The sequence below is a fragment of the Glutamicibacter sp. FR1 genome, assembly GCF_047300825.1.
Classification (GTDB): domain Bacteria; phylum Actinomycetota; class Actinomycetes; order Actinomycetales; family Micrococcaceae; genus Glutamicibacter; species Glutamicibacter nicotianae.
In genome coordinates, this window is the sequence record NZ_CP178602.1 from 1,888,172 (window position 1) to 1,910,233 (window position 22,062).

General features: G+C 63.9%; 22 protein-coding genes, 1 tRNA gene and 1 pseudogene. 4 read left to right on the top strand and 20 right to left on the bottom strand.

Annotation, left to right across the window (positions count from 1 at the left end):
• Positions 1-49: 49 nt before the first annotated feature.
• Positions 50-256, bottom strand: a pseudogene (locus tag ACLQ8T_RS09140) (AmiS/UreI family transporter); the annotation flags it as partial.
• A 117-nt stretch (positions 257-373) separates the two neighbouring features.
• The gene (locus ACLQ8T_RS09145; protein ID WP_413454471.1) at positions 374-2,101 is read right to left on the bottom strand and encodes an L-aspartate oxidase; all 1,728 of its coding nucleotides are present in this window, start codon (positions 2,099-2,101) and stop codon (positions 374-376) included.
• Between the two features lie 78 nt (positions 2,102-2,179).
• Here ACLQ8T_RS09145 and ACLQ8T_RS09150 point away from each other — a divergent pair, with 78 nt between their 5' ends.
• A complete protein-coding gene (locus tag ACLQ8T_RS09150) occupies positions 2,180-3,100 on the top strand; it encodes a LysR family transcriptional regulator (protein WP_413454472.1) in 921 nt (306 codons plus the stop codon).
• Here the strand turns inward: ACLQ8T_RS09150 and ACLQ8T_RS09155 are convergent.
• The 4 genes from ACLQ8T_RS09155 to ACLQ8T_RS09170 form a co-directional block, all read right to left on the bottom strand.
• Positions 3,084-3,710, bottom strand: coding sequence for a pentapeptide repeat-containing protein (locus ACLQ8T_RS09155; protein WP_413454473.1), 627 nt, complete (start codon positions 3,708-3,710; stop codon positions 3,084-3,086). The genes ACLQ8T_RS09150 and ACLQ8T_RS09155 overlap by 17 nt on opposite strands.
• 9 nt (positions 3,711-3,719) lie before the next feature.
• Entirely contained in the window at positions 3,720-4,718 is a 999-nt protein-coding gene (locus tag ACLQ8T_RS09160; RefSeq protein WP_413454474.1) for an epimerase, read from the bottom strand.
• Between the two features lie 9 nt (positions 4,719-4,727).
• Positions 4,728-5,603 (bottom strand): VOC family protein, encoded by an 876-nt coding sequence (locus ACLQ8T_RS09165; protein ID WP_413454475.1) that lies wholly within the window; start codon positions 5,601-5,603, stop codon positions 4,728-4,730.
• 75 nt (positions 5,604-5,678) lie between these two features.
• Positions 5,679-6,527: an SDR family NAD(P)-dependent oxidoreductase gene (locus ACLQ8T_RS09170; protein ID WP_413454476.1), complete on the bottom strand. Its 849-nt coding sequence runs from the start codon at positions 6,525-6,527 to the stop codon at positions 5,679-5,681.
• A 135-nt stretch (positions 6,528-6,662) separates the two neighbouring features.
• On the opposite strand from ACLQ8T_RS09170, the gene ACLQ8T_RS09175 reads away from it, so the two are divergent.
• The 3 genes from ACLQ8T_RS09175 (at position 6,663) to ACLQ8T_RS09185 (ending at position 9,816) form a co-directional block, all read left to right on the top strand.
• On the top strand, positions 6,663-7,172 hold the full coding sequence (locus ACLQ8T_RS09175; RefSeq protein WP_413454477.1) for an Lrp/AsnC family transcriptional regulator: 510 nt from the start codon (positions 6,663-6,665) through the stop codon (positions 7,170-7,172).
• Between the two features lie 206 nt (positions 7,173-7,378).
• On the top strand, positions 7,379-8,443 hold the full coding sequence (gene hisC / locus ACLQ8T_RS09180; protein ID WP_413454478.1) for a histidinol-phosphate transaminase: 1,065 nt from the start codon (positions 7,379-7,381) through the stop codon (positions 8,441-8,443).
• Positions 8,440-9,816, top strand: coding sequence for an amino acid permease (locus tag ACLQ8T_RS09185; protein WP_204722271.1), 1,377 nt, complete (start codon positions 8,440-8,442; stop codon positions 9,814-9,816). Before hisC ends, ACLQ8T_RS09185 begins: the two co-directional genes overlap by 4 nt.
• A 37-nt stretch (positions 9,817-9,853) precedes the next feature.
• Here the strand turns inward: ACLQ8T_RS09185 and ACLQ8T_RS09190 are convergent, their stop codons facing one another.
• The 14 genes from ACLQ8T_RS09190 to rplU form a co-directional block, all read right to left on the bottom strand.
• Positions 9,854-10,528, bottom strand: coding sequence for a DNA alkylation repair protein (locus ACLQ8T_RS09190; RefSeq protein WP_413454479.1), 675 nt, complete (start codon positions 10,526-10,528; stop codon positions 9,854-9,856).
• Positions 10,519-11,160 carry a GyrI-like domain-containing protein gene (locus ACLQ8T_RS09195; protein ID WP_413454480.1) on the bottom strand — a complete coding sequence of 214 codons (642 nt, stop codon included), beginning with the start codon at positions 11,158-11,160 and terminating at the stop codon, positions 10,519-10,521. The genes ACLQ8T_RS09190 and ACLQ8T_RS09195 overlap by 10 nt, the downstream gene beginning before the upstream one ends.
• Positions 11,161-11,182: 22 nt before the next feature.
• Positions 11,183-12,274, bottom strand: coding sequence for a magnesium and cobalt transport protein CorA (locus ACLQ8T_RS09200; protein ID WP_413454481.1), 1,092 nt, complete (start codon positions 12,272-12,274; stop codon positions 11,183-11,185).
• Between the two features lie 107 nt (positions 12,275-12,381).
• Positions 12,382-14,112: an HNH endonuclease gene (locus ACLQ8T_RS09205; protein WP_413454482.1), complete on the bottom strand. Its 1,731-nt coding sequence runs from the start codon at positions 14,110-14,112 to the stop codon at positions 12,382-12,384.
• 108 nt (positions 14,113-14,220) lie between these two features.
• Positions 14,221-14,293, bottom strand: a tRNA-Ala gene (locus ACLQ8T_RS09210).
• Positions 14,294-14,365: 72 nt separating this feature from the next.
• Positions 14,366-14,746, bottom strand: coding sequence for a ribosome silencing factor (gene rsfS, locus ACLQ8T_RS09215; protein WP_121866901.1), 381 nt, complete (start codon positions 14,744-14,746; stop codon positions 14,366-14,368).
• A 57-nt stretch (positions 14,747-14,803) separates the two neighbouring features.
• The gene (locus tag ACLQ8T_RS09220; protein ID WP_413454483.1) at positions 14,804-16,180 is read right to left on the bottom strand and encodes a hypothetical protein; all 1,377 of its coding nucleotides are present in this window, start codon (positions 16,178-16,180) and stop codon (positions 14,804-14,806) included.
• A gap of 82 nt (positions 16,181-16,262) precedes the next feature.
• Positions 16,263-16,823: a nicotinate-nucleotide adenylyltransferase gene (gene nadD / locus ACLQ8T_RS09225; RefSeq protein ID WP_239543748.1), complete on the bottom strand. Its 561-nt coding sequence runs from the start codon at positions 16,821-16,823 to the stop codon at positions 16,263-16,265.
• A gap of 47 nt (positions 16,824-16,870) precedes the next feature.
• Positions 16,871-17,083, bottom strand: coding sequence for a hypothetical protein (locus ACLQ8T_RS09230; protein ID WP_038990848.1), 213 nt, complete (start codon positions 17,081-17,083; stop codon positions 16,871-16,873).
• A gap of 118 nt (positions 17,084-17,201) precedes the next feature.
• The gene (locus tag ACLQ8T_RS09235; protein ID WP_413454484.1) at positions 17,202-18,488 is read right to left on the bottom strand and encodes a glutamate-5-semialdehyde dehydrogenase; all 1,287 of its coding nucleotides are present in this window, start codon (positions 18,486-18,488) and stop codon (positions 17,202-17,204) included.
• A gap of 16 nt (positions 18,489-18,504) precedes the next feature.
• Entirely contained in the window at positions 18,505-19,662 is a 1,158-nt protein-coding gene (gene proB, locus ACLQ8T_RS09240) for a glutamate 5-kinase (protein WP_204722278.1), read from the bottom strand.
• A 3-nt stretch (positions 19,663-19,665) separates the two neighbouring features.
• The gene (gene obgE, locus ACLQ8T_RS09245; RefSeq protein ID WP_413454485.1) at positions 19,666-21,255 is read right to left on the bottom strand and encodes a GTPase ObgE; all 1,590 of its coding nucleotides are present in this window, start codon (positions 21,253-21,255) and stop codon (positions 19,666-19,668) included.
• Positions 21,256-21,379: 124 nt separating this feature from the next.
• Positions 21,380-21,634 (bottom strand): 50S ribosomal protein L27, encoded by a 255-nt coding sequence (gene rpmA / locus ACLQ8T_RS09250; protein WP_013349162.1) that lies wholly within the window; start codon positions 21,632-21,634, stop codon positions 21,380-21,382.
• 48 nt (positions 21,635-21,682) lie between these two features.
• Complete coding sequence (gene rplU, locus ACLQ8T_RS09255) at positions 21,683-21,991, bottom strand: 50S ribosomal protein L21 (protein ID WP_204723275.1); 309 nt, start codon at positions 21,989-21,991, stop codon at positions 21,683-21,685.
• Positions 21,992-22,062: the final 71 nt, after the last annotated feature.

Here is a 22,062-nt window from a genome sequence, read left to right on the forward strand (position 1 = left end):
CGCCGGTATCGAAGCCGCAGAGCGCATTCAGGCCCACCAGCAGATAGGTCATTCCGAACAGGTAGCTCGGCCAAGCGCCATTGACCATCAGGGTGTCGCTGCCGGCCTGGACCATGATCAGCGTAGGCAGCAGGATTTGCACGCCGCCCACCATGAGGTTGAGCACTGCGGCCGAACGGGCCGGAATTCGGCTCAGGGACACCAGCCCGTTGATGAACAAGAACAGGCCTACGAAGACCAGCCCGACGTGGGCCATTAATTCCTCCACTCGCGCGGCTCACCCCCGGATGCGGATCCGGGAACCGGACCCGTGTCCTGCCGCTAACGACAGTTTCAGGTACCGATGCTCGGCTGGCAAATTCGGGTGAAATCGTTACTCGACCAGCTTGCCCTCCTGGGAGACTTCGGTGATCAGTTCCGCGATCTGCTCCGGGACCTCGGGAATCGCTTCGCGGGTGATCCCGGTGCTCGGCGACCAGACCAGGTTCACCTGCAGGGCCGGGTCCATGGCCGGGTAGTCGCTGCGGTTGTGGCAGCCGCGAGTTTCGCGGCGTTCGAGCGCCGCTTCCAGCGTGGCGCGGGCGGCCAACGCCGAGGACTGCAGGTCGAAGGCGTGCGCCAGGTCCTGGTAGCCGGCGATGTCCGGGTGGATTCCCACGTTGTCCATGCGCTGCTCGATTCTCTCCAGCTTCGCCAGGCCTGCCAGCAATCCCGCTTCATCACGCACCACCCCGGCATGCTCAGTCATCAGGTCCCGAATGGCGCGCTGCAGGCTGCGCACGTTTTCCTGGCCCCGGGATCCGAGCAGTCCGGCGATGCGGGCGCGGGCGTCGGCGACGGCCTGGGCCGAGCGTGGCTGGGCGGCCAGCGAGGCGGAATACTGCGCCGCGTGCTGCCCCACGATGCGCCCGAAGACCAGCAGTTCGATCAGCGAGTTGCCGCCCAGCCGGTTGGCCCCGTGCAGCCCGGAGGAAGCCTCGCCGATGGCGTAGAGCCCGGGAACCTCGGTGGCATGCGTCAGCGGATCCACCCACACCCCGCCCATGGAGTAGTGCGCGGTCGGGGCGATCTCCATCTTCTGCTCGGTGATGTCCAGCATCTGCAGTTCCATCATGGTCTGGTAGACCCGCGGCAGGCGTTTCATGATGACCTCGCGGTCCAGGTGCGACACGTCCAGCCAGACTCCGCCGTTCTCGGTGCCGCGGCCCTCTCGGATTTCGGTGTAGGCGGCCAGTGCGACGCGGTCGCGGGTGGACAGCTCCATGCGCTTCGCATCATAACGGGCCATGAAGCGTTCGCCCAGCGCATTGGTGAGGATGCCACCTTCGCCGCGCGCGGCCTCGGAGACCAGGGTTCCGGCGTCGCTTTCCGGTTCGATGATGCCCGAGGGGTGGAACTGCACCAGTTCCGGGTCACGCAGTCGGGCGCCGGCCTGGACGGCCAGGCGAAACGAGTCGCCGGTGTTCTCGTCGCGGCGCGAGCTGCTGCGGCGCCAGATGCGGTTGTGCCCGCCGGCGGCCAGGATGACCGCGTCGGCGTGGATGAGGTAGCCGGTGCCGTCGTTGACGTCGAAGCCGTAGGCGCCGAAAATCCGGCCTTCGGCGGTGAGCAGTTCGGTGATGTAGACGGTGTCGAGGATCGGGACCTGTAGCTGCGCGGCCCGTTTGATGAGGGTGCGCTGGATTTCCAGCCCGGTGTAGTCCCCGGCGAAGGCGGTGCGCCGGAAGGTGTGGGCGCCGAAGAAGCGCTGGGAGATGCGGCCGTCGGTTTCGCGGGCGAAGTTCATGCCGTAGCGTTCCAGGTCCTCGATGCCGCGGGCCGCGCCTTCGGCGACGACCTGCACGGTGCGCGGATCGGCCAGGAAGTAGCTCTCCTTGATGGTGTCCGCCGCATGCTGCTGCCAGCTGTCCTCGGCGTCCATCGTGCCCAGCGCCGCGTTGATGCCGCCGGCGGCCAGCGCGGTGTGCGCATCGTGGCGCGGGCGCTTGCCCACGGCCAGCACATCGGTGCCCGCCTCGGCCAGCTCGATGGCCGCGCGCAAGCCGGAACCGCCGGTGCCGATGACCAGTACGGAAGTGGATATCTGCTGTTCATTTCTCATGTTTTCCAGCATCGACCCGCGCCAAGAATACGTCCAATGAATTATTGGCATGATGTCCATAGCAGTAGGCTATGCACCATGAACCTAGAGCAATTGCGCGGCTTCACTGCCATCGCGGAGGTGGGGCACTTCACCCGGGCTGCCGAACAGCTGCATCTGACCCAGCCCTCTCTGAGCCGGCAGATCGCCACGCTGGAGCAGGAGCTGGGCTCCGAGCTGTTCCACCGCGCCCGCGGCAACATCACGCTCACCGCCGCCGGACAGGCCTTGCTGCCCCGCGCACGCCGGATGCTGGCCGATGAGGAATCCATCCGCACCGAAATGGCCGATCTGGCCGGGCTGCGCCGCGGCCGGGTTCGCCTGGGCGCGCCTCCGTCGCTGTGCGTATCGCTGGTGGCCGAAGCGCTGTCGATCTTCCGCACCCGCTACCCCGGAGTGCAGCTGCAGATGTTCGAAGCGGGATCGCACAAGCTGCTGGAGCAGCTCGATGGCGGCGCGCTGGATCTGGCGCTCATCGTGACCTCGGAGCACGCGGTGAACGGCAGCCATCTGGAGAACCTGCCGCTGCTGGAAGAACAATTGGTGGTCATCGACTCGCTGGAGCACCCGCATCTGGCCGGCAGCGAACTCGACCTGCGCGCGTTGGCGCCAGTACCGCAGCTGGCCTTCGCGCACAGCTACGATCTGCGCGCCAGCACCGCTGCCGCCTACAAGTTGGCAGGCCTGGGGCCGAATATCGTCGTGGAGGGCGGGGAAATGGACGCGGTGCTGCGTTTCGTGCAGCGCGGGCTCGGAGTTGCCGTGGTTCCGGCGACGGTGGCGCTGGACGCGCCGGGGGTGCGGTCCATTGCCCTGCGCGAACCGCTGTCCCGGACCATCGGACTGGCGCACCGGCGCGATGTCTCATTGACCCGCGCGGCGACGGCCATGCAGCACCTGCTGTCCGAAACGGCCGCGCAGCTGGCAGCCGGCCACGGGCAAATCAGCTCCCTAGCTTGATCCCCAGGTGGCTGGCCATCGCCTCGCCCAGCAGGCCCAGCTGCAGCGAGCTGATCTGCGCGCCGCGCAACCCATCGACACCTTCCACATCAATGAAGTCCAGCCCCTGCAAATCCACCTCGCGCAGTTGCGCACCATGGCAGTTGATCTGCCCGGCCCGCGAATCGGCGAAGCCCAGGCGCTGGATCCGTGCGCCCAGATCGATTTCGTCAAACTGGCAATTGCGGAAGAGCACATCGCGCACCGTCGCTCCGCGCAAATTCAGCCAGCCGAACTTGCAGTTCTCGAAGACCACGCCATCAAGCTGCGCCTCGGCGAAATCCGCAGAACCGAAGCGGCTGTGGTTCACCCGCACGTCGTTGAGGAACACCCCGGCAGCCTGCAGGGCGGGCGCCCCTGCCTGCTCCAGTTCGCACTGGATCAGCCGGGCATTGTGCAATGCCTCGATCTGCACCGAACTGAACCGACATTCCTCCAGCCGCGCACCATCGGCCGCCAGCGGTTCATCGAAATCCCGGAAGTGCAGCAGCTCAACATAGTCGTCCCCCAGATCGCCGCGGTAGCCGCGGGCCAGCTCGGGCAGGGTGAAGCGGCGGATCCTCGGTGCCAATACGCGTCCTTAAAGTTGTTTTCCAGCCAGGTTATGGGCAACGTCTTCCAGTGCCGCGTCCAGGTGCGGCCAGCGGAAATGGTACCCGGTGTCTTGCAGCACCCCGGGCAGCGCCCAGCGGGATTTCAATAGCATTTCGGGTTCCACACGCAGCACGAACATGGCCGGTTCCAGCATCCAACGATACGCGGGCAACCCGAATTTCCTGCCGGTGGCGCGGCGCAGCGAGGACATCAGTTCCCGATTGGCGACCGGGTTCGGCGAGCTGAGATTGACCGGCCCGGTGATTTCGGTGTGCTCGATAATATGCCTGATCGCGCCGAGCGCATCATCCACGTGGATCCAGCTGAAGCGCTGGTTTCCGCGCGTGCGATGCCAGCCGCTGCGCTCGGATCCGCTCGGGTCGTCTCCGATGCCGCGGTACCGCCGGTGCGCAGGCCACCAGCCATCGTGCTGCGCCCCGCCAAGCCCCAGCCGCGAAATGGCCAGCAGCTTGCGCGTGGCTGGGCCCTCGCCGAGCACTATCGCCATGCGCAGGGCCACCCGGCGCGTGGGCAGCTGGCCGCGGAAGAACTCGCGTTCCCAGTTGCGCGCCACATCCACCGAGAAGCCTTCGCCGATCCGGCCGTCGGCTTCGGTGTTCGGCGCATCCATGCTGTGCCGGTAGATGGTCGCGGTTGACGCATTCAGCCACAGTTGCGGCGGATTCGTGGCCCGGCTAACCGCTTCGTGCAGCGCACGGGTCGTGTCCACCCGCGAAGCGAGGATCTCGTTGCGGGCCGCATCGTGATAGCGGCAGCCGACATTCTTCCCGGCCAGGTTCACCAGCAGATCCGCGCCGTCGACCAGTGCCTCCAGCCCCGGGCCATCGCCCCACTGGGCATCGGACTTCTCGCCGCGGCCGATCACCGCCACTTCGTATCCGCCCTCGCGCAGCTGCGCTATCAGCCGCACGCCGATGAACCCGCTGGCTCCTGCCACTACCGCGCGCCGTGCAGCGCCGCCCATTGTTCCCCGCTAGAAGTCGTTGATCACCAGTTTCTTCATCTTCAGCATATTCTCGAAAGCGCCGGGCAGCTCCATCAACTCGCCCATGTTCGACGGGACGATCTGCCAGCTCACCCCGAATTTGTCGGTGAGCCAGCCGCAAGCTTCAGCTTCGGGCACCGCCGACATCGCATCCCAGACGCGGTCGATTTCGGCCTGCCCGTCGCAGTGCCATTCCAGCGAGACGCCGGGGGTGAAGGTGAAGTCCTGCGGCACACCCGAGTCCATGGCCGCCACGCAATCCTCGCCCAAGGTGAATTGGGCGTGCATCAGCGCTTCGGCGGTGGCGGATTCTGTCGGCTGGCCGTACGGGTAGGCGCTGTCCAGCTTCGCGCCGAGCACCTGCCCGTAGAATTCGATGGCCTCGGCTGCACGGTTCTGCGCGGCACCGCCGAACATCAGCGAGGGAATGACCGAGGCGCGGGGCTCGACCGGTTCGCTGGTTTCCATCAGCTGCCAGGAAACGCCGTATTTGTCGTTCACCCAGCCGTAGCGTGTGCTGAACGGGTAGGCATCCAGCGGCATCAACGCGGTGCCGCCTTCCATCAACGCGGACCAGGTGGCGTCGAGCGACTCGCGCTGGCCGGTGTTGAAGACCAGGATGATCGAGATCGAGGGATTGGGCGCGAATTCTCCGCCGGCGTTGACCAGCGTGATTTTCGTTCCGCGCACCCACAGGGATACGGTCAGCGGCTTGCCAGCGAAAGGTTGCTGGAAATCCAGCAGCCCTTCGTTCGGGTAGCGCGATTCAACTTCTGTAGTTGCCTCCGGCAAGGAGCGGGCATAGAACTCCCCCGCCTCCTCGCCATTGCCTTGCATCCATAGATTGACAGTGAGATTTTGCATGACGGACCTCCTCGCTGGGCGATGCTCCCAAGCTACCCCTTCAAGCCCGCTGGCAACAGGTGGAACAGTGATTTTTCAGCCCCGGTTCACCTGCACGTCCCGCGGTGTTCTCCCGGTGAACTCGTCCATCGAGTGGTACACGCCGATGACCTTGCCCGCCACGAAATCCCACGCCGCTCGGGGCAGCACGCCGCGCAGCAGCTGGCCCAGCTTGCTGGTCCACGGCATCAGCACCAGCGGGGTGCCCGCAAGCATCGCCCGCCACGCGCGGTCCACCACCGCTTCCGGTTCGAGGATCGGGGTCAGCAGCATCGACTTGGCGCCGGCGAACATGCCGGTGCTGATATAGGTCGGGCAAATCGTGCTCACGGCGATCTTGTCGTTGTCCTCCAGCTCGAGGCGCAGCGAATCGCTGAAGGACAGAGCTGCGGCCTTGGAAGCGGCGTAGACGCTCATGTTCGGGTTGGACACCAGTGCGGCCGCCGACGCCATGGTCAGCACCCGGCCCTTGCCGCGCCGCCCCAGCTGCGGAAGCAGGGCGTGGGTCAAGTACATCGGGGCTAGCGCGTTGACCTGCATGGTCGCGGTGATCTGCGCGGTGCGGTGCTTGGCGAAGGATGTGCCGGTTACCACCCCGGCGTTGTTGACCAGCACGTCGATTCCCCCGCTCTCAACCGCTTCGGCCGCGTAGTGGTGGATCTGGGCCGGGTCGGCAAGGTCCACCACGTACGCCTCGACAGTGCCGCCGAGCCGGCGCAATTCTTCGGCGGCCGCGTCGAGCCTTGCCGTGTCGATATCCCAGATGACCACGCGCGCCGCGCCTTCGCGGCAGGCCTGCTTGGCGAAGAGCAAGCCCATCCCCTGCGCCGCCCCGGTGATCAGGACATGCAAACCGGCTACCGATTCAAGAGGCGTCTTGCCCATATCTGTACTCCTTCAGGATCCGTATGGCATCAGCCTAGCCTGTGTCGCGGCTAACAATTGGGCTATTTTCATCGAGTGCGTTCAAGATTCCCCGCTAGCCTTGGAGCATTGGACCGACTTGTCGAAAGGACAACCGTGCGCATTGACCGCCTGGACGCGGATTTGATCGAACTGCTCACCGAATCACCGATGCTGCCGGTGATGGAGTGCGCCCGGCGCTTGGGTGTTGCCCGCGGCACGATCAGCAGCCGGCTGGCCCGGCTCCACGAGGCCGGCGTCATCCAGGGCATCATCCCGCGGATCAAGCCTGCCGGGTTCGGCTACACGCTGGTCGCGTTCTGCCAGGTGGAGATCATCCAGCGCTATGGGCATGACCCGGTGGCGACCGCGCTGGAGGAATCCATCCCGGAGATCGTCGACATGTACACCGTGACCGGCAGCTCGGATTTGCAGTTGCGCGTGGTGGCCCGGACCCCCGAGGACCTGCAGGAAATCTTCAACCGGATCAACAAGGTGCCAGGTGTGGCAAGGACCTCATCGTCTTTCGCCCTGCACGAGCATTTCCAGGGGAGAACCCTGCCACTGGTCGCAGCGTGCGCTAGGAGCGCGGCCGATGTGGAAAAGGGTGGGCAGATTGACCAGTAAAATGGGTTACTTGGCGGAGAACGCTATGCAGCCTGCATAGGAACAGGGGTCGCGATTGCGCCGGCAGATTCAATCAACCTACAGTCGATGCTTGTGAATCGCGACACGCGAGGATATGAGCAGGGCCACCGCTGACCACGCACCACGGCTTTGCCATACGAACGATTGCCGGCCTCGTGCAGCTCTGGCAGTCAGAGAGGAACCTCATGACCCTTCACCAGCGCCCCTCCTTGCAGGATGTGCCCGCTTACAAGCAAGGCAAGCCCGCAGCCGCTGGAGCCTCGAAACTTTCATCCAACGAGTCGCCGCATGCGCCGTTGCCATCGGTGCTGGACAGCATCCAGGACGGCCTGGCCACCATCCACCGCTACCCGAGCATTGCGGCGCCCGAACTGACCGGCGCGCTCAGCGCGCAGTTCGGCATCCCGGCCGAGCACATCACCCTGGGTGCCGGCTCGGTCGAGGTCGCGGCCCAGATCATCCATGCAGTGGCCGCCGAAGGCGATGAGGTCATGTATGCCTGGCGCTCCTTCGAGGCCTACCCCTCGCTGGTGCGCATCGCCGGAGCGACTCCCGTCGAGGTGCCGCTGGATGCCGAATGCCGACACGATCTTCCAGCCATGCTGGCCTCCATCACCGAGAAGACCCGGCTGATCTTCATCTGCAATCCGAACAACCCGACCGGGACCGTGGTGCAGGCCCAGGCGCTGGATGACTTCATCAACGCTGTGCCGCGCAATGTGCTGGTCGTCGTCGACGAAGCCTACGTCCATTTCGACCGTTCTGACGTGCGGGCCGACGGCATAGAGCTGTTCCGCAAGTACCCGCATGTGGCGGTGCTGCACACCTTCTCCAAGGCCTACGGTCTGGCCGGCTTGCGCGTGGGATACGCAATCAGCCCGCTGGAAGTCGCTGCGAACCTGCGCAAGGTTGCCGTGCCGTTCGGCGTCACCGACCTGGCGCAGCGTGCCGCGGTGGCCTCGCTGGCCGCCATTGACGAACTGTCAGTGCGCATCGAGGAAGTCGTCGCCCAGCGCGAGCGGATGCACGATGCACTGGCCGCCGCCGGATACCCGGTAGTGAAGTCGCAGGCGAATTTCGTCTGGGTCGATGCCGGCGAGTCGACCGTGGAGCTCGAAGCGAAGCTGGCAGCCGGCGGCGTGGTGGTTCGCGCCTTCCCGGGTGACGGCTTGCGGATCTCTTCGGGCACCGCGGAAGATGTCGACCGCGTGCTCGCCGCCCTGCCAGCCGTGCAGGAGGCCACCGCGTGAGCGCAGTCAAAGCCCCCGAGCAGCTGCATGCGGGGCTGACCCAGCGCCAGATCTCCATGATGGGTCTGGGTGGCGCGATCGGCGCTGGCCTGTTCGTCGGGTCAGGCCAGGCGATCTCCATCGCCGGACCGGCTGTACTGGTCTCCTACCTGATCGCCGGCACAGTGATCATCGTGATCATGGCGATGCTTGCCGAAATGGTTGCCGCGAACCCCTCCTCGGGTGCGTTCTCGACCTTCGCCGGCCAGGCCATGGGCCGCAGCGCCGGCTCCACGCTGGGCTGGCTGTACTGGGTCCAACTGGTCGTGGTGATCGCCGCCGAAGCCACCGGAGCCGCCGCCATTACCGCCGGGTGGGTGCCCGCATTCCCGCAGTGGGCATGGGTGCTCAGCTTCGTGGTGATCCTCACCGGGGCGAATCTGCTCGGCGTGCGCAACTACGGCCGTTTCGAATACTGGTTCGCCGTGATCAAGGTGGCGGCGATCATCGCCTTCCTGGCCTTCGGCGCACTGGTATTGGCGGGCGTGATTCCCACCCCTGAACCGGTGGGCTTCGCCAACCTGGCCGCCCACGGAGGCTTCGCCCCCGGCGGCATGGCAGGCATTGCCGCGGCCGTGCTGATCGTCATCTTCTCCTTCGGCGGCACAGAAGTCGTCTCGATCGCGGCCGCCGAGTCCAAGGACCCGGCGGGCAACATCAAGCGCGTGGTCAAGTCGGTGATGCTTCGCATCCTGTTCTTCTACCTCGGCTCGATCCTGGTGATTGTCGCCCTGGTGCCATGGAATGACCCGGCCGTCGCCGAAGGGCCATTTGCCGCCGCGTTGGATGTCATGCACATTCCGGGCGTGGGCTTCATGATGAACGCCGTGGTCGTGGTCGCGCTGCTTTCGGCGATGAACGCGAACATCTATGGTTCCTCGCGCATGCTGTACTCCCTGGGCCAGCGCAAGCTCGCCCCGCGCGCCGTCACCCACGTGACCGGCAAGGGCGTGCCGGCGAAGTCCGTCATCAGCTCGGTATCGTTCTCGTTCCTGGCTGTGGGGCTGAACTGGATCTGGCCGGATGCGGTCATGCCGATCCTGCTGAACGTGGTCGGTTCGACCATCATCGTCATCTGGGCGTTCATTGCCGTCACGCAGCTGATCCTGCGCCGTCGCGCGGACCGCGACGGTGTGCACCTGCCGCTGCGCCTGTGGGGTTTCCCCGGCTTGTCGATCGCGACGATCGTCCTCTTGGCAGCGATTGTCGCCATTGCGATGACCGATCCCGCCGCACGCACCCAGCTGCTGCTCACCGGCGGGCTGACCGCCGCGATCTGGGTGATCTCCAAGATCGCGCTGCGCGATAAGAGCGGGGATTCGGCGGACGCCTGAAAATCTCCGTGAAGCCTAGGTCCAGCAATTGCTGGGCCTAGGCTTTTCTCTTTGCCATTTCGGTGATCCAAATTGGCGCGAAGGGGGAAATGCACCCGGCAGAGGTCGGATAGTCCGCCAGCACCTGCAGCGACTCGCCAATCGCCAGCGCGCGCGGGCGCAGCCGCTCATGCTCGATGCCGATCTGTGCCAGCGTCGTATTCATCGCCCACTGCAAGCGGTCCGGTGCGGTACGCATCTCGGATTCGATGGTGTCCAGCAGTTGCTCCAGCTCCAGCTGTTCCGGGGCCTTCACGACCTGGTGCGCGGTCAATTCCCACGCGGCAGCCTGCTGCACCTGGTCGGACTCGTCCATGAGCAGCACGGGGAGTTCTTCGAGCAGCTTGGATTTCTTGACGATGTAACTCAGGAACCAGGCTTGGACCTTGGGAGTGGTGGCGTCCTTGCTCCAGGCCTGCAGCTGGTCGAGTGAAAAACTGCGTGGCTTGGCGATCAGCAGCGCGACCAGCCGGGTTGCGGTGTCCCCCGTCGCCCAGAGCTCGTTGGCAAGTTCCTGGTTGCTTTTCAACGCCTTTGCCAGTGCCCTGAGCTTGCCCAGATTCACGCCAAAATCGTCGCCATGCTTCTCATTGACTGCCCGGTGCTTGGGGTCTTCAAGTTCGGCCAAGGCCTGCTGCACGTAGGCAACGGTGCTCTGCGGTGTCAGTTCCATGAGTCTTCCTTCTGCTGAAGCGGTTCAACGGGCTGGCGCAGGATGGTGCGAAGCTTTTCCGGTGCCACCTTGCGCGGGTCGCCGAGATAGATTTCGTGGTGCTTGCCCGTCATGCGCAAACCCTGCGCCGGAATGAATTCGTGGTGCATCGTGGCCAGAATTCCGGCTTCGTCATCGTAGGGGCCGACGTGCAGCGTCTGCACGCATTGGCCTTCGTGGAGCGTCTCCATCCGGATGCGTCCGGGGCATGGCAGCTGCTTCTCTTCCTGTGCGGCTTCCAAGGCTTGCGCGAAGTCGGCCCCAGTGAGCCATGCAGGGGCCATGAGCATCATCGTCCAGCTCCATTTCGATTTGTCCCGCTGCTCGGTGAACAATGCCATGTCCTCGGCCCACCAGAGGCCTTCCAATGGCGGGACGACATAGTCGCGGCCCTGAGCTTTGCTCGCGAATTTGAGCTTGTAGGCGACGGGATACAGAGTTTGCAGGGCTTGCTGGTACGCGTCGCTGGTGTTTGGATCCCCGGCCCCGTCGATCATCAGGTACTGTGCTGCTGGCACCGGCAGGACACGGAATTCCCCGGCTTTCGACCGGTATTCGTCCAGTGATTTCTTGAAGTCAATTTTGTCCGGCAAGGATTTGCCTGAAGCCTTCCGCCTAGAACCATTTACGCCATTTGAATACACCATACAGGGCTGCGGCAAAGCCGAGCATGAGGCAGACAGCCACCGGGTAGCCGAATGACCAGTGAAGTTCAGGCATGTTATCGAAGTTCATCCCGTAGATGGCTGCGATCAGCGTCGGGGCGAACAGGATGGCAGCCCAACCCGAGATCTTCTTCATGTCCTCGTTCTGCCGCTGTGCCACGAGGGTGGAGTTCACGTTCAAGATCTGCGAGAGCGCATCCCTGTATTCCACGGCTTGGGTGTGGGCACGGGTGAGGTGGTCGGTGACATCCTGGAGGTAGGTTTCCAGTTCTTCGGGCACCGGGTACTTCTTGAATCCGTCATCGAGCGATTGCACCACTTCCAGCAACGACGCGGTCGCGTGCTGCATGTCGATGACTTCTTGGCTCAATCGGTAGATTCGTTCGGTGACCGCAGCGTCCCCGCTGAAGACTTGGCGTTCGATCTGCTCCTTGTCGATGCCCAGCCCGTGGAGCACCGGGACGTACCCATCGACGATCTCATCCAGGATCCGGTACAGGACTGCCTCAGCGCCCAGACGGAGCAGTTCCGGGTCCTTCAGCAGCAACTGGTCCTTGCGCAGGCGCCCGTTCCTGATGGACTCGACGAACCCTTCGCCGTCGGTGCCATCGATCCATCGGCGGTCCTGGCAGAGGACAGCTACAGCGCCTCTGCGCACCAGGATGTGGAACTCGGACAGCTCCACTTCTTCGGTTTCGTCCAGGTACAGAGCCGAACGCACAACGAGCAGGAGCACCTCGCCGTAGCGTTCGAGCTTCGGCCGCTGGCGGGCGTGGACGAGGTCTTCGACGAGCACCGGGTGCAGGTCCCACGCCTCGGTAAGTTCTTGGATGTCAGCCTCATCCGGGGTGGGATAGAGCGACAGCGCGATCCGCTGGGGTCCGGACTGGCCGAAAGCCAGCGCGTCGGCTGCGCTGGTGCCTTCCGGTGCGGATTCCACGGTGCCGTCGTCAATATAACGCACTGCCATCGAGGCATGTGATGACTGATGGGTTCCATAGGCTGCTCTGGCGTTCGCTGCCCCGCGTTGAACTCGTGACATTTTGCTCCTGAATGATCTTCGTTCATTCAAGTATGGCAAGTCGCGAACGCATTTCGGCGTTGATCAGTTCTCCGGCTTTTCGACTGCCGATTCTTGGCGGCCGAAGCCTAGGGGTCGACGATTTCTGCATCCAGCTTTCCGGCACGCCACTGGGCCGTGGTCTCATCGGCCAACGCTTCAGCTTCCAACGCCTCTGCCGGTGTCATGAAATAGGTATTGATTCGCAATTTCTGCTCGGGATCCAATTCGGGTGAAAGCAGCACCATGGGTCTGCTTTGCGGGATCTTCACCGCATGGAACAGTCCGCAATGACGGGCCGTGTGATGGATTACGCAACTCAAGGCCGCATTCTTGATATCCGTGCGTCCGCCCTGTTCCCAGGCGTCCAGATGATCGAGTTCGCACCGTTCGGCAGGCATGCTGCACCCCGGATAGGAACAGCCGCGGTAGGCTGCCCGTATCGCCCGGCGTTGGGCCTTGGAGTACAACCGTTGCGTCCGGCCCAAGTCGAGAGGCAGGCTCTTGCCGTTCAACACCACAGGATAGATCCCCGCATGACACAACGCTGCCCTGGCTTCGCCCGGCGATAGCTGAATTCCCGAAGAAGTGACCGCGAAATCAGATGCCTGTGCCAGCATCCGCTCGTAATTCAGGATGATGCTCACCTGCGGAGTGGCTAGTCCCGGTTGCTTGTCCGGCGGGCTTGCCGTTCGATCGCTCATCAGCAGTGCCATGAACCCGATAAGCCTCCGGCGTTCAGGTTTCAGATCTTCCCAAGGGGCCGATTCGGTGCCTGGTTCCTGCTGGTGTTCCGTAGTTTCATGCTCATTCGCGGTTTCGGCACCTGTTGCATCGTCTGGGTCCGTGGCATCGGGTGCCTCGGTGTCCGCTTGTGCGTCGTCGTCATCGGAATCGGTGCCTTCGGCATGATCTTGAGCCCAATCGGGCATGTACTGCTTATCGTCCCAATCGCGGGCTTCTTCTCCCGTGAATTGCGCTTCGGCATCCTTCAAGCCCTCGCGGTTGCCCGCCACGGTCGCCGGGTTGTCCAGCGAGGCGAAGAACGCCTCGATATAGGCTGCTTGGGAAGGCAACGCCTTCACCACATATTCGATGAGGCCATGGCGAAGTCCCTTTTTGAAGATTCCGATGCTTTCCAGCAGTGCCTTGATCGAACGCTTACCGGCCTTCACCTGCGCCACCAAGTCGCTGATATGCTTTCGGGCCGATTTGGACTCTGCATGCATGAATGTCAAGGAATCTCGTTCAAGCTGCGCCTTCTTGGCCTGACCGGCCTCCCCCTCGCCCAGGTCCTTGCGTGCCGAATGCAGTTTCTTGCTGGCAGCAATGACCAGACGTGGGTCTGACGCAGGATCATCGAACTCGGTCGCAAGCTGGGGCAGCCACGGGGGCGTCGGCAGTCCTGCCTCATCGACGCCGCCAAGCAAGCAGTCAGCAAGGATGAGCCGTTCGCTGGCGGTGCCCAGCGGGATATCCAGCCAGTCGCGCATCATTCCACGCGTGTTCCTGAAGTGGGTCCGGCCGGTAATGGTGCAGCCGGCTGCATCTTCGATGTTCTGCAGCGTCGGGTGCTCAGTGGCTTCTTCGATAGCCTGGAAGGAAGACTGGTCGAGCTTGTGGGCCCCGGTGCGGCGCAGCGCGTGCGCCGCGCGAATCTGGGCCCGGGACGTTTGCTGGGCGATACGCTCGATTAATTTGGCGTAGCAGGCAGCATGACCGGCGGGAATATTGCCCGCACCAAGCACAGCGGTGGCTGCGCCGATGAGCTCGAAGGCTTCAGCGAGCTGTTGCAGTGCTTTGGCGGTCTCGGTGGTCATGGATACAGCTTGCGCCGAATCCAGGGCATACAAAGGCGGGCTCGGCCTGACTGTGGAAAAGAAAAAATCCTGCGATCGGCCGGAGCCAAATCGCAGGATTTTAATTTGTGGAGGTAAGGGGATTCGAACCCCTGACCTTCTGCATGCCATGCAGACGCGCTACCAACTGCGCCATACCCCCAAAAGGATTGCTGCCCTGATCAGGCAACTCCATCATCATAGATGACTACCTGATCAGGATGCAAATTGACGGCTACTTCTGGTTTTCAGGGTTTTCAGCAGGCAGCTCGATCACTGGGCAGTCGGCCCAAAGGCGTTCGAGCGCGTAGAAGATGCGGTCTTCCTGGTGCTGGACGTGGACGACGACGTCGCCGTAGTCCAGTAGTACCCAGCGGCCCAGGCCGAAGCCTTCGCGGCGGATCGGGCGCATGCTGTACTTGTCGAGCACCTCGGCAACGATTTCGTCGACGATCGCGTTCACCTGAGGTTCTGACCCACCAGAAACAATCAAGAAAGCGTCGGTGACGCCCAGGCGGTCGGCAACATCCAGCGCGACCATGTTTTCTGCCAGCTTTTCGGAAGCCGCATGCGCGGCGACCTTCACGAGGGCGATTGATTCTGCGTGTGCTCCCATTGAGTGGAGTGTCTCCTTATAGAGGTGTAGATCGAGAACCTAATTGTCCTACGAAAACTAGTTGCCAAGCAACATGATCAGGCCTGCGACCAACGCGGCACCGCCCACACTGAGGGCGACGATCATCGCGATCAGCATGTTGTTGGCTCGGCGAAGACCGTGGGCCTGCACGTCAAGCGGCTGCAGACCCTGCGCGTTGACCGCGTCGATGCGTGGCATGTCGACGTCAGCAGCTGGTTGCTCGGCCTTCGGATTGGGCTTGGCCGGCGCCTCCGGCGCTGGCTTGGCTGCGGCCTTGGGCGCAGGCTTGGCCGGAGCCTTAGCCGCTGGCTTGGGAGCCGGCTTAGCCGGGGCCTTGGGAGCCGGCTTCGCTGGAGTCTTCGCCGCCGGCTTGGGTGCTGGCTTGGCCATCGGCTTCTTGGCTGCTGGCGCCGCTTCGTCCTTCTTGGGTCCTGCGGTGAAGTCCAGCGACACGCTCTGCGTCTTCGGGCCCTGCACGCCGGTCTTTGCGATACGGTCCTCGACCTCTCGGATGTTGCCCATAGCGCCGGTGAACGGGTCGGAAGCCTGGTCGTCCTTGCCCTGGTTGGCGTTCTGCACGCGCAGGCGTTCGCGCTCCGCGGCACGGCGGGAAATGATGGCTGCGCGGGCTGCCATTTCACGCTGGTGGGCGAGAACCTCGAGGTCGATCTCGGAGTCGTCCTCCCCCAGCAGGTTCGGATCAACCGGAGCCTTGGGCGCGTGGGCGCGGCGGGCGGCCAACGCCTGCTCGACGCTCATGACGGTAGTCTCCGGGGCATCGTCCTTTGGCGCAGGCTTCTTCGCGTCGGCGGGTTCCTGCTCGGCCTTGCCCTGATCAGCCAACGCCTGCAGGCGCAGCTGGCGGCGGGTCAGCGGCTTCGGTTCCTCGGCCGGGGCAACGGTTGGAATGTTGGTGGTCAGCGCGCCGACTTCTTCTTCGAGACGGCGACGCTCGCGCAATGCCTCACGGTCTCGGGCACGGCGCAGCGATGCGCGCTCACCCAGAGGTTCTTCGGCCTGCGGTGCACCAGCCGGCTTGGCTGCGGGCTTGGCGCTGGGGGCCTTGGCCGGAGCAGGCTTCGCCGCTTGCGGCTTGGCCTGAGCGGCGTTGGCGGCAGGTGCCTGCGGGGCAGGCTTGGCCGCTTCCGGCTTGCCGCCGGACTCCTTGGCGGCACGCTTGGGTGCCTGCTCCTTGGCCGGCGCCGATTTTGCAGGCTCTGCCTCGGGTGCCGGCTTGGCTTGCGGGGCCGCGTCGCTTTTCGCTGGCTTCGCCGAATCCTCGGCTCTGTCCTTCGACGCGAGTTCCTTGGCTTCTTGTTCGGCCTTGCTGCTGGCCAGCAATGCTTCCATCTCAGCACGTCGTTTTTCGCGCAGAGCTCGCCTGCTTGAAACCGGCTGCGAGTTATCGCTCATCCTGATACTTCTCCCGACCGCATAGACAAATACCGTCACCCTTACCTAGAGATTATGCCGTGTTACCCCACCCTATGTGAGGTTACGACTCGGTATACAGCCCATATTTTGCAATGTACTGCACCACACCGTCCGGCACCAGATACCAAACCGGCTTATCTGCGGCGACACGTTCCCGGCAATCGGTGGAGGAAATTGCCAGAGCGGGAATCTCCAATTGCGAGACGTTGTCTCGGCCCAGATCAGCGATGACGTAACCGGGACGGCTCACGCCAACGAAGTGGGCGAGGTCGAAGACCTGGTCGATGTCGCGCCAGCTCATGATCTGGCTCATCGCGTCGGCACCGGTAATGAAGAACAGCTCCGCGTCCGGGCGCAGGGCACGCAGATCGAGCAAGGTGTCGCGCGTGTAGGTGGCGCCTTGGCGGTCGATGTCGACGCGGCTTACGGTGAAGCGCGGGTTCGACGCGGTGGCGATCACCGTCATCAGGTAGCGGTGCTCGGCGCTGGTGACTTGGCGATCGGCCTTCTGCCATGGTTGGCCGGTGGGTACGAAAACAACCTCATCCAGGTCGTATTCGGCAGCTACCTCGCTGGCGGCGACCAAGTGGCCATTGTGGATGGGGTCAAAAGTACCGCCCATCACGCCGAGGCGCAATGGGCGGTCTTGAGGCTTTTGCTCCGCCAAGACTAGTGGCTATGCGGTACGTGAGTCTTGAACTGGCGGTGGGTGTCCTCTGGCTCAGGCTTGGCGTCGTGGCGGTTGCCTACGTTGGTGTAGGACACGGTGATCAACAGCAGGATCATCAGTGCTGCGAAGATGCCACCACCGATGATCACAGCGAAAGTGTGAGGGTCCATGCCGGTGGAAGCGGCTTCGGAAGCCAAAATCAGCGCGTTCAAGATAATTCTCCAGTCGTTTTCACGAGCCCGCTGTGCCACCAGCCTGGGCGGATGGAGCAGCGGCTCGAAAAGTAACGGTACGTTTCTTCTACATCGTACCGAAAAGGGCGGTCAGAAACTATTTCCGGATATGTCCGTCGCCTTGGACGATCCACTTGGTCGTGGTCAGTTCGGCCAGGCCCATCGGGCCGCGGGCGTGCATCTTCTGGGTCGAGATGCCCACTTCGGCGCCCAGGCCAAGCTGCCCGCCGTCGGTGAACCGGGTGGAGGCGTTGACGATCACGGCGGCCGAGTCGATCTCCGCGACGAACTGCTCGGAGGCGGCCAGCGAGGAGGTGACAATCGCCTCGGTGTGGCCGGTGGAGTAGGCGCGGATGTGCTCCAGGGCCTGGTCCATGCCGTCGACGATCTTCACCGCGATGTCCAGGTCCAGGTACTCGTTGCCCCAGTCCTCCTCCCCCGCGGGGATGGTCTGCAGCTGCGGAACCAGTGCGGCGGCACGATCGTCCGTGTGCAATCTCACGCCAGCCGCGGACAGGGCCTGCAGCACTGCCGGGGCGGCTGCCGCGTCCTTGTGGACCAGTAGGGTTTCCACGGTGTTGCAGACGCTGGGACGGTGAGTCTTCGCGTTGAGCAGGATGTCCACCGCCATTTCCTCGTCGGCGCTCGCGTCGAGGAAGATGTGCACATTGCCTTCGCCGGTTTCGATGACCGGGACCTTGGCGGTGGTGACCACGCGCTGGATCAGCTCGCGGCCGCCGCGCGGGATGAGCACGTCGATCTTTCCGCGCGCGCCCATCATGGCGTCGGCGCCGGCACGGCCGAACTCGTCGACCGAGATCACGATGTCTCGCGGCAGGGAGACAGACTCCAGCGCGTCGCGGATCACCGCGACCAGCGCCTGGTTGGAGTTCAGCGCGGCCGAGCCGCCACGCAGCAGCACGGCGTTGCCGCTCTTCAGCGCCAGGCCGGCAATGTCCACGGTGACGTTGGGACGGGCTTCGTAGATGGTGCCGATGACGCCCAGCGGCACGTTGACCTGGCGCATGCGCAGGCCGTTGGGCAGGGTTTCGCCGCGCACCACGCGGCCTACCGGGTCGGGCAGCCCGGCGAGCTCATGCAGCGCGGCGATCAGGCCGTCGATGCGCGGGCCATCGAGCTTCAGCCGGTCAAGCAGGGCTTCGGAGGTGCCATTGGCGCGGCCCGAGGCCAAGTCCTGCTCGTTGGCGCGCAGGATCATCGAGCGGTTCTCGTCGATGCGCGCGGCCATGGCGGTCAGGGCACGGTCTTTCCAGTCGCGGTTGGCGCGCTTGAGGATCCGCGAGGCGCGGCGTGCGCGATCGGCCAGCTGATGGACCGAGGTGGTGACGTCGGTGGTCGTTGCTTCGGTGTTTACGGCGTCCATACTCATGCTCCTCATTCTAGAAAATGGGTTCGATCAAAGCCAGATCATCGACATGCACTACCGACTTGTCGTAACCTGCGCCGAGTTCTTCCACCAGCTCTGTGGTGCTGTGACCCAGCATGTCGGGCAGTTCGTGGGAGTCGAAATTCACCAGCCCGCGGGCGAATGGAGCGCCCTTGGCATCGCAGATTTCGACGGCGTCGCCGGCTTCGAATTCCCCGCGCACCGCGGTGATGCCGGCGGCCAGCAGCGAGTTGGTGCCGCTGGCGATGGCCTTGACCGCGCCGGCATCCAGGATCAGCTTGCCTTCGATGTTGGCCAGGTAGGCGAGCCAGACGTCGCGGGCCGAGCGCCGGGAGTTGCGGGCGGCGAACCAGGTGCCCACGTCCTCTCCGCGCAGCGCCTTGGCCGCATTATCGGTGCTGGTCACCAGCGTCGGGATGCCTGCCGAGGAGCTGAGGGTCGCGGCGTCGACCTTGGTGATCATGCCGCCGGTGCCCACCCCGGCCGCACCCGGGGTGCCCAGGTCCACGGCTTCGAGCTCGTCGGGGTGCTCGATGGTGGTGATGCGGCTGCCGCCGTCGTCCGGGTGAGCGTCGTAGACGGAGTCCACGTCGGAGAAGAGCAGCAGTGCGTCGGCCTTGACCAGGTGGGCTACCAGCGAGGCGAGCCGGTCGTTGTCGCCGAAGCGGATTTCGCGGGTGGCTACCGCGTCATTTTCGTTCACGATGGGCAGCACGCCCAGGTTCAGCAGGCGGACCAGGGAACGCAGCGCGTTGGTGTAGGACGAGCGGCGCATCAGGTCATCGGCGGTCAGCAGCACCTGGCCCACGCGCTGGTCGTACTCGTCGAACAGCTGGGTGTACTGCGCCAGCAGCAGGCCCTGGCCGACGGCGGCGGCGGCCTGCTGGGTGGCCAGGTCCTTGGGACGCTTGGCCAACCCGAGCGGGGCCAGGCCGGCGGCGATCGCGCCGGAGGAAACGAGGATGACCTCGGTTCCGTTGCGCAAGGTTTCAGCGAGCGTGTCCACCAGGAACTTCAGCCGTTCGTGTGATATCCCGCCGCTGACCGTGGTCAACGAGCTGGATCCCACTTTGATGACCAGCCGCTTGGCTTGCGGCAGCTGGTGGGGCGAGGTAATGGCTGAAATTGTCTTAGTGGCGCTTTCACTCATACTTTAATTTTCCTCCTGGTTTGCCTTTGGTTCAGCAGTTTTGCGTCCGTACTTGGCGTCCACGGATTCGGTCCAGATGCCGGCCTTGCGTTCGGCTTCCAGCTCGGCGCGGGCGGCCGCCTTGGCGGCCTTGCGCTCGTCGTGCTCTGCACGCTTCTCCTCGCGGGTCTTGCGATCGCCGCGGTCCTCGAGGCGGATATCCTCGCCGCGCCGGCTACCGCCGAGCAGTTCGGCGCCGGCAGCCATGGTCGGCTCCCAGTCGAAGACCACTGCGTCGTCCTCCGCGCCGATGATCACCGCGTCGCCCGGCTTGGCACCCGACTTGAACAGCTGGGTCTCGACGCCCAGCTTGGCCAGGCGGTCGGCCAGGTAGCCTACGGCTTCATCGTTGCGGAAGTCGGTCTGCATGATCCAGCGTTCCGGCTTCTCGCCAATCACCCGCCACATCGGCTCAAGGTTCTGCTCCTCGCGGCGGATGGTGAATTCGACGCGCTTGGCTGCGCGCGGACGGATCACAGGCACCTCGACGACAGGGGCTTCAACCACCTGTTCGGCACGGGCCTGCTCTACCAATTCAGCCATAGCGAAGGACAGATCGCGTAATCCATTACGCGAGAGCGCGGAGATCTCGAAGACGCGGTAGCCGCGCTTCTCCAATTCCGGGCGAACGAATTCGGCCATGTCAGCGCCGTCCGGCATGTCGACCTTGTTCAGTGCGATCAGCTTCGGGCGGTCGATCAGCGGCACGATGGTGCCATCGGTGCCGGCGAAGGTGGAATCGGCCTCGTAGTTGGCTAGCTCCGACTCGATGATCTCCAGGTCGCTGATCGGGTCGCGGTCCGATTCCAGCGAGGCGCAGTCCAGCACGTGCACGATCGCCGCGCAGCGCTCGACGTGGCGCAGGAACTCGTGACCCAGCCCCTTGCCTTCGGAAGCGCCCGGGATCAGGCCGGGCACGTCGGCGACGGTGAAGCGGGTTTCGCCGGCTTCGACCACTCCCAGGTTGGGCACCAGCGTGGTGAAGGGGTAGTCGGCGATCTTCGGGCGAGCCGCGGACAGGGCGGCGATCAGCGAGGACTTGCCGGCCGAGGGGTAGCCCACGAGGGCGATATCGGCCATGGACTTCAGTTCCAGGACGATGTCCTGGCTGGTGCCAGGGATGCCCAGCAATGCGAAGCCCGGGGCCTTGCGCTTATCCGAGGCGATGGCTGCGTTGCCCAGGCCGCCCATGCCGCCGATGGCTGCGACGTATTCGTCGCCCGGATTGACCAGGTCGCCGAGGATGTCGCCGTCCTTGGTCTTGATGACGGTGCCGGCAGGTACGCCGAGGACCAGATCCTCGCCGCTCTTGCCCGGGTGCAGGCTGCCCTTGCCCGGTTCTCCGTTGCCGGCCTTGCGGTGCGGCAGATGGTGGAAGTCCAGCAGCGTGGTGACCTGGGGGTCGACGCGCAGGATGATGTCTCCGCCCTTGCCTCCGTTGCCGCCGTCGGGACCGCCAAGCGGCTTGAACTTCTCACGCTTGATGGACACACAACCGTGGCCACCATTACCTGCGGTGACATGAAGGGTTACGCGATCAACGAATGCAGCCACGGGGCCATCTACTCCTAGTACGGGGTTGCGAGGGATACTCGCTTAAAAGTCTAACTATGCACGCAAGGGGCGGACCGAAATCGGCCCACCCCTTGTGTACTAAAAAATTTGCCTGATACCTGAATTAGGCAGCAGCCACAATGTTCACCACGCGGCGACCACGACGGGTGCCGAACTCGACTGCGCCAGCAGCCAATGCGAACAGGGTGTCATCCTTGCCACGGCCTACGCCGGCGCCTGGGTGGAAGTGGGTGCCACGCTGGCGAACGATGATTTCGCCTGCCTTGACTTCCTGACCACCGTAGCGCTTTACGCCTAGGTACTGTGCGTTGGAATCGCGACCGTTGCGAGTGGAACTCGCACCTTTCTTATGTGCCATGCCTTTAGCCTCTTTCGCTACAAAAAATGGATTCTACGATTGCCTGAATTAGGCGATCGAGGTGACCTTGACCTTGGTCAGAGCGGCACGGAAGCCCTGGCGCTTCTTGTAACCGGTCTTGTTCTTGTACTTCTGGATAACGATCTTCTCGCCGCGAAGGTTTTCTACAACCTCAGCGGTGACCTTGACCTTAGCCAGATCGGCAGCTGCGGAAGTTACCTTCTCGCCATCTACCAACAGCAAAGCTGGAAGCTCGATGGAGCTGCCCAGGGCAGCCTGAAGACGGTCAACGGTGATGAGGTCTCCTACGGAAACCTTCTCCTGGTGGCCGCCTGCGCGGACAATTGCGTACACCACGTGGGTACTCACTTCTACTCGACGTTTATTGTCTTACCGGCGCAGATATCGACCCGAACACCCACATAGTG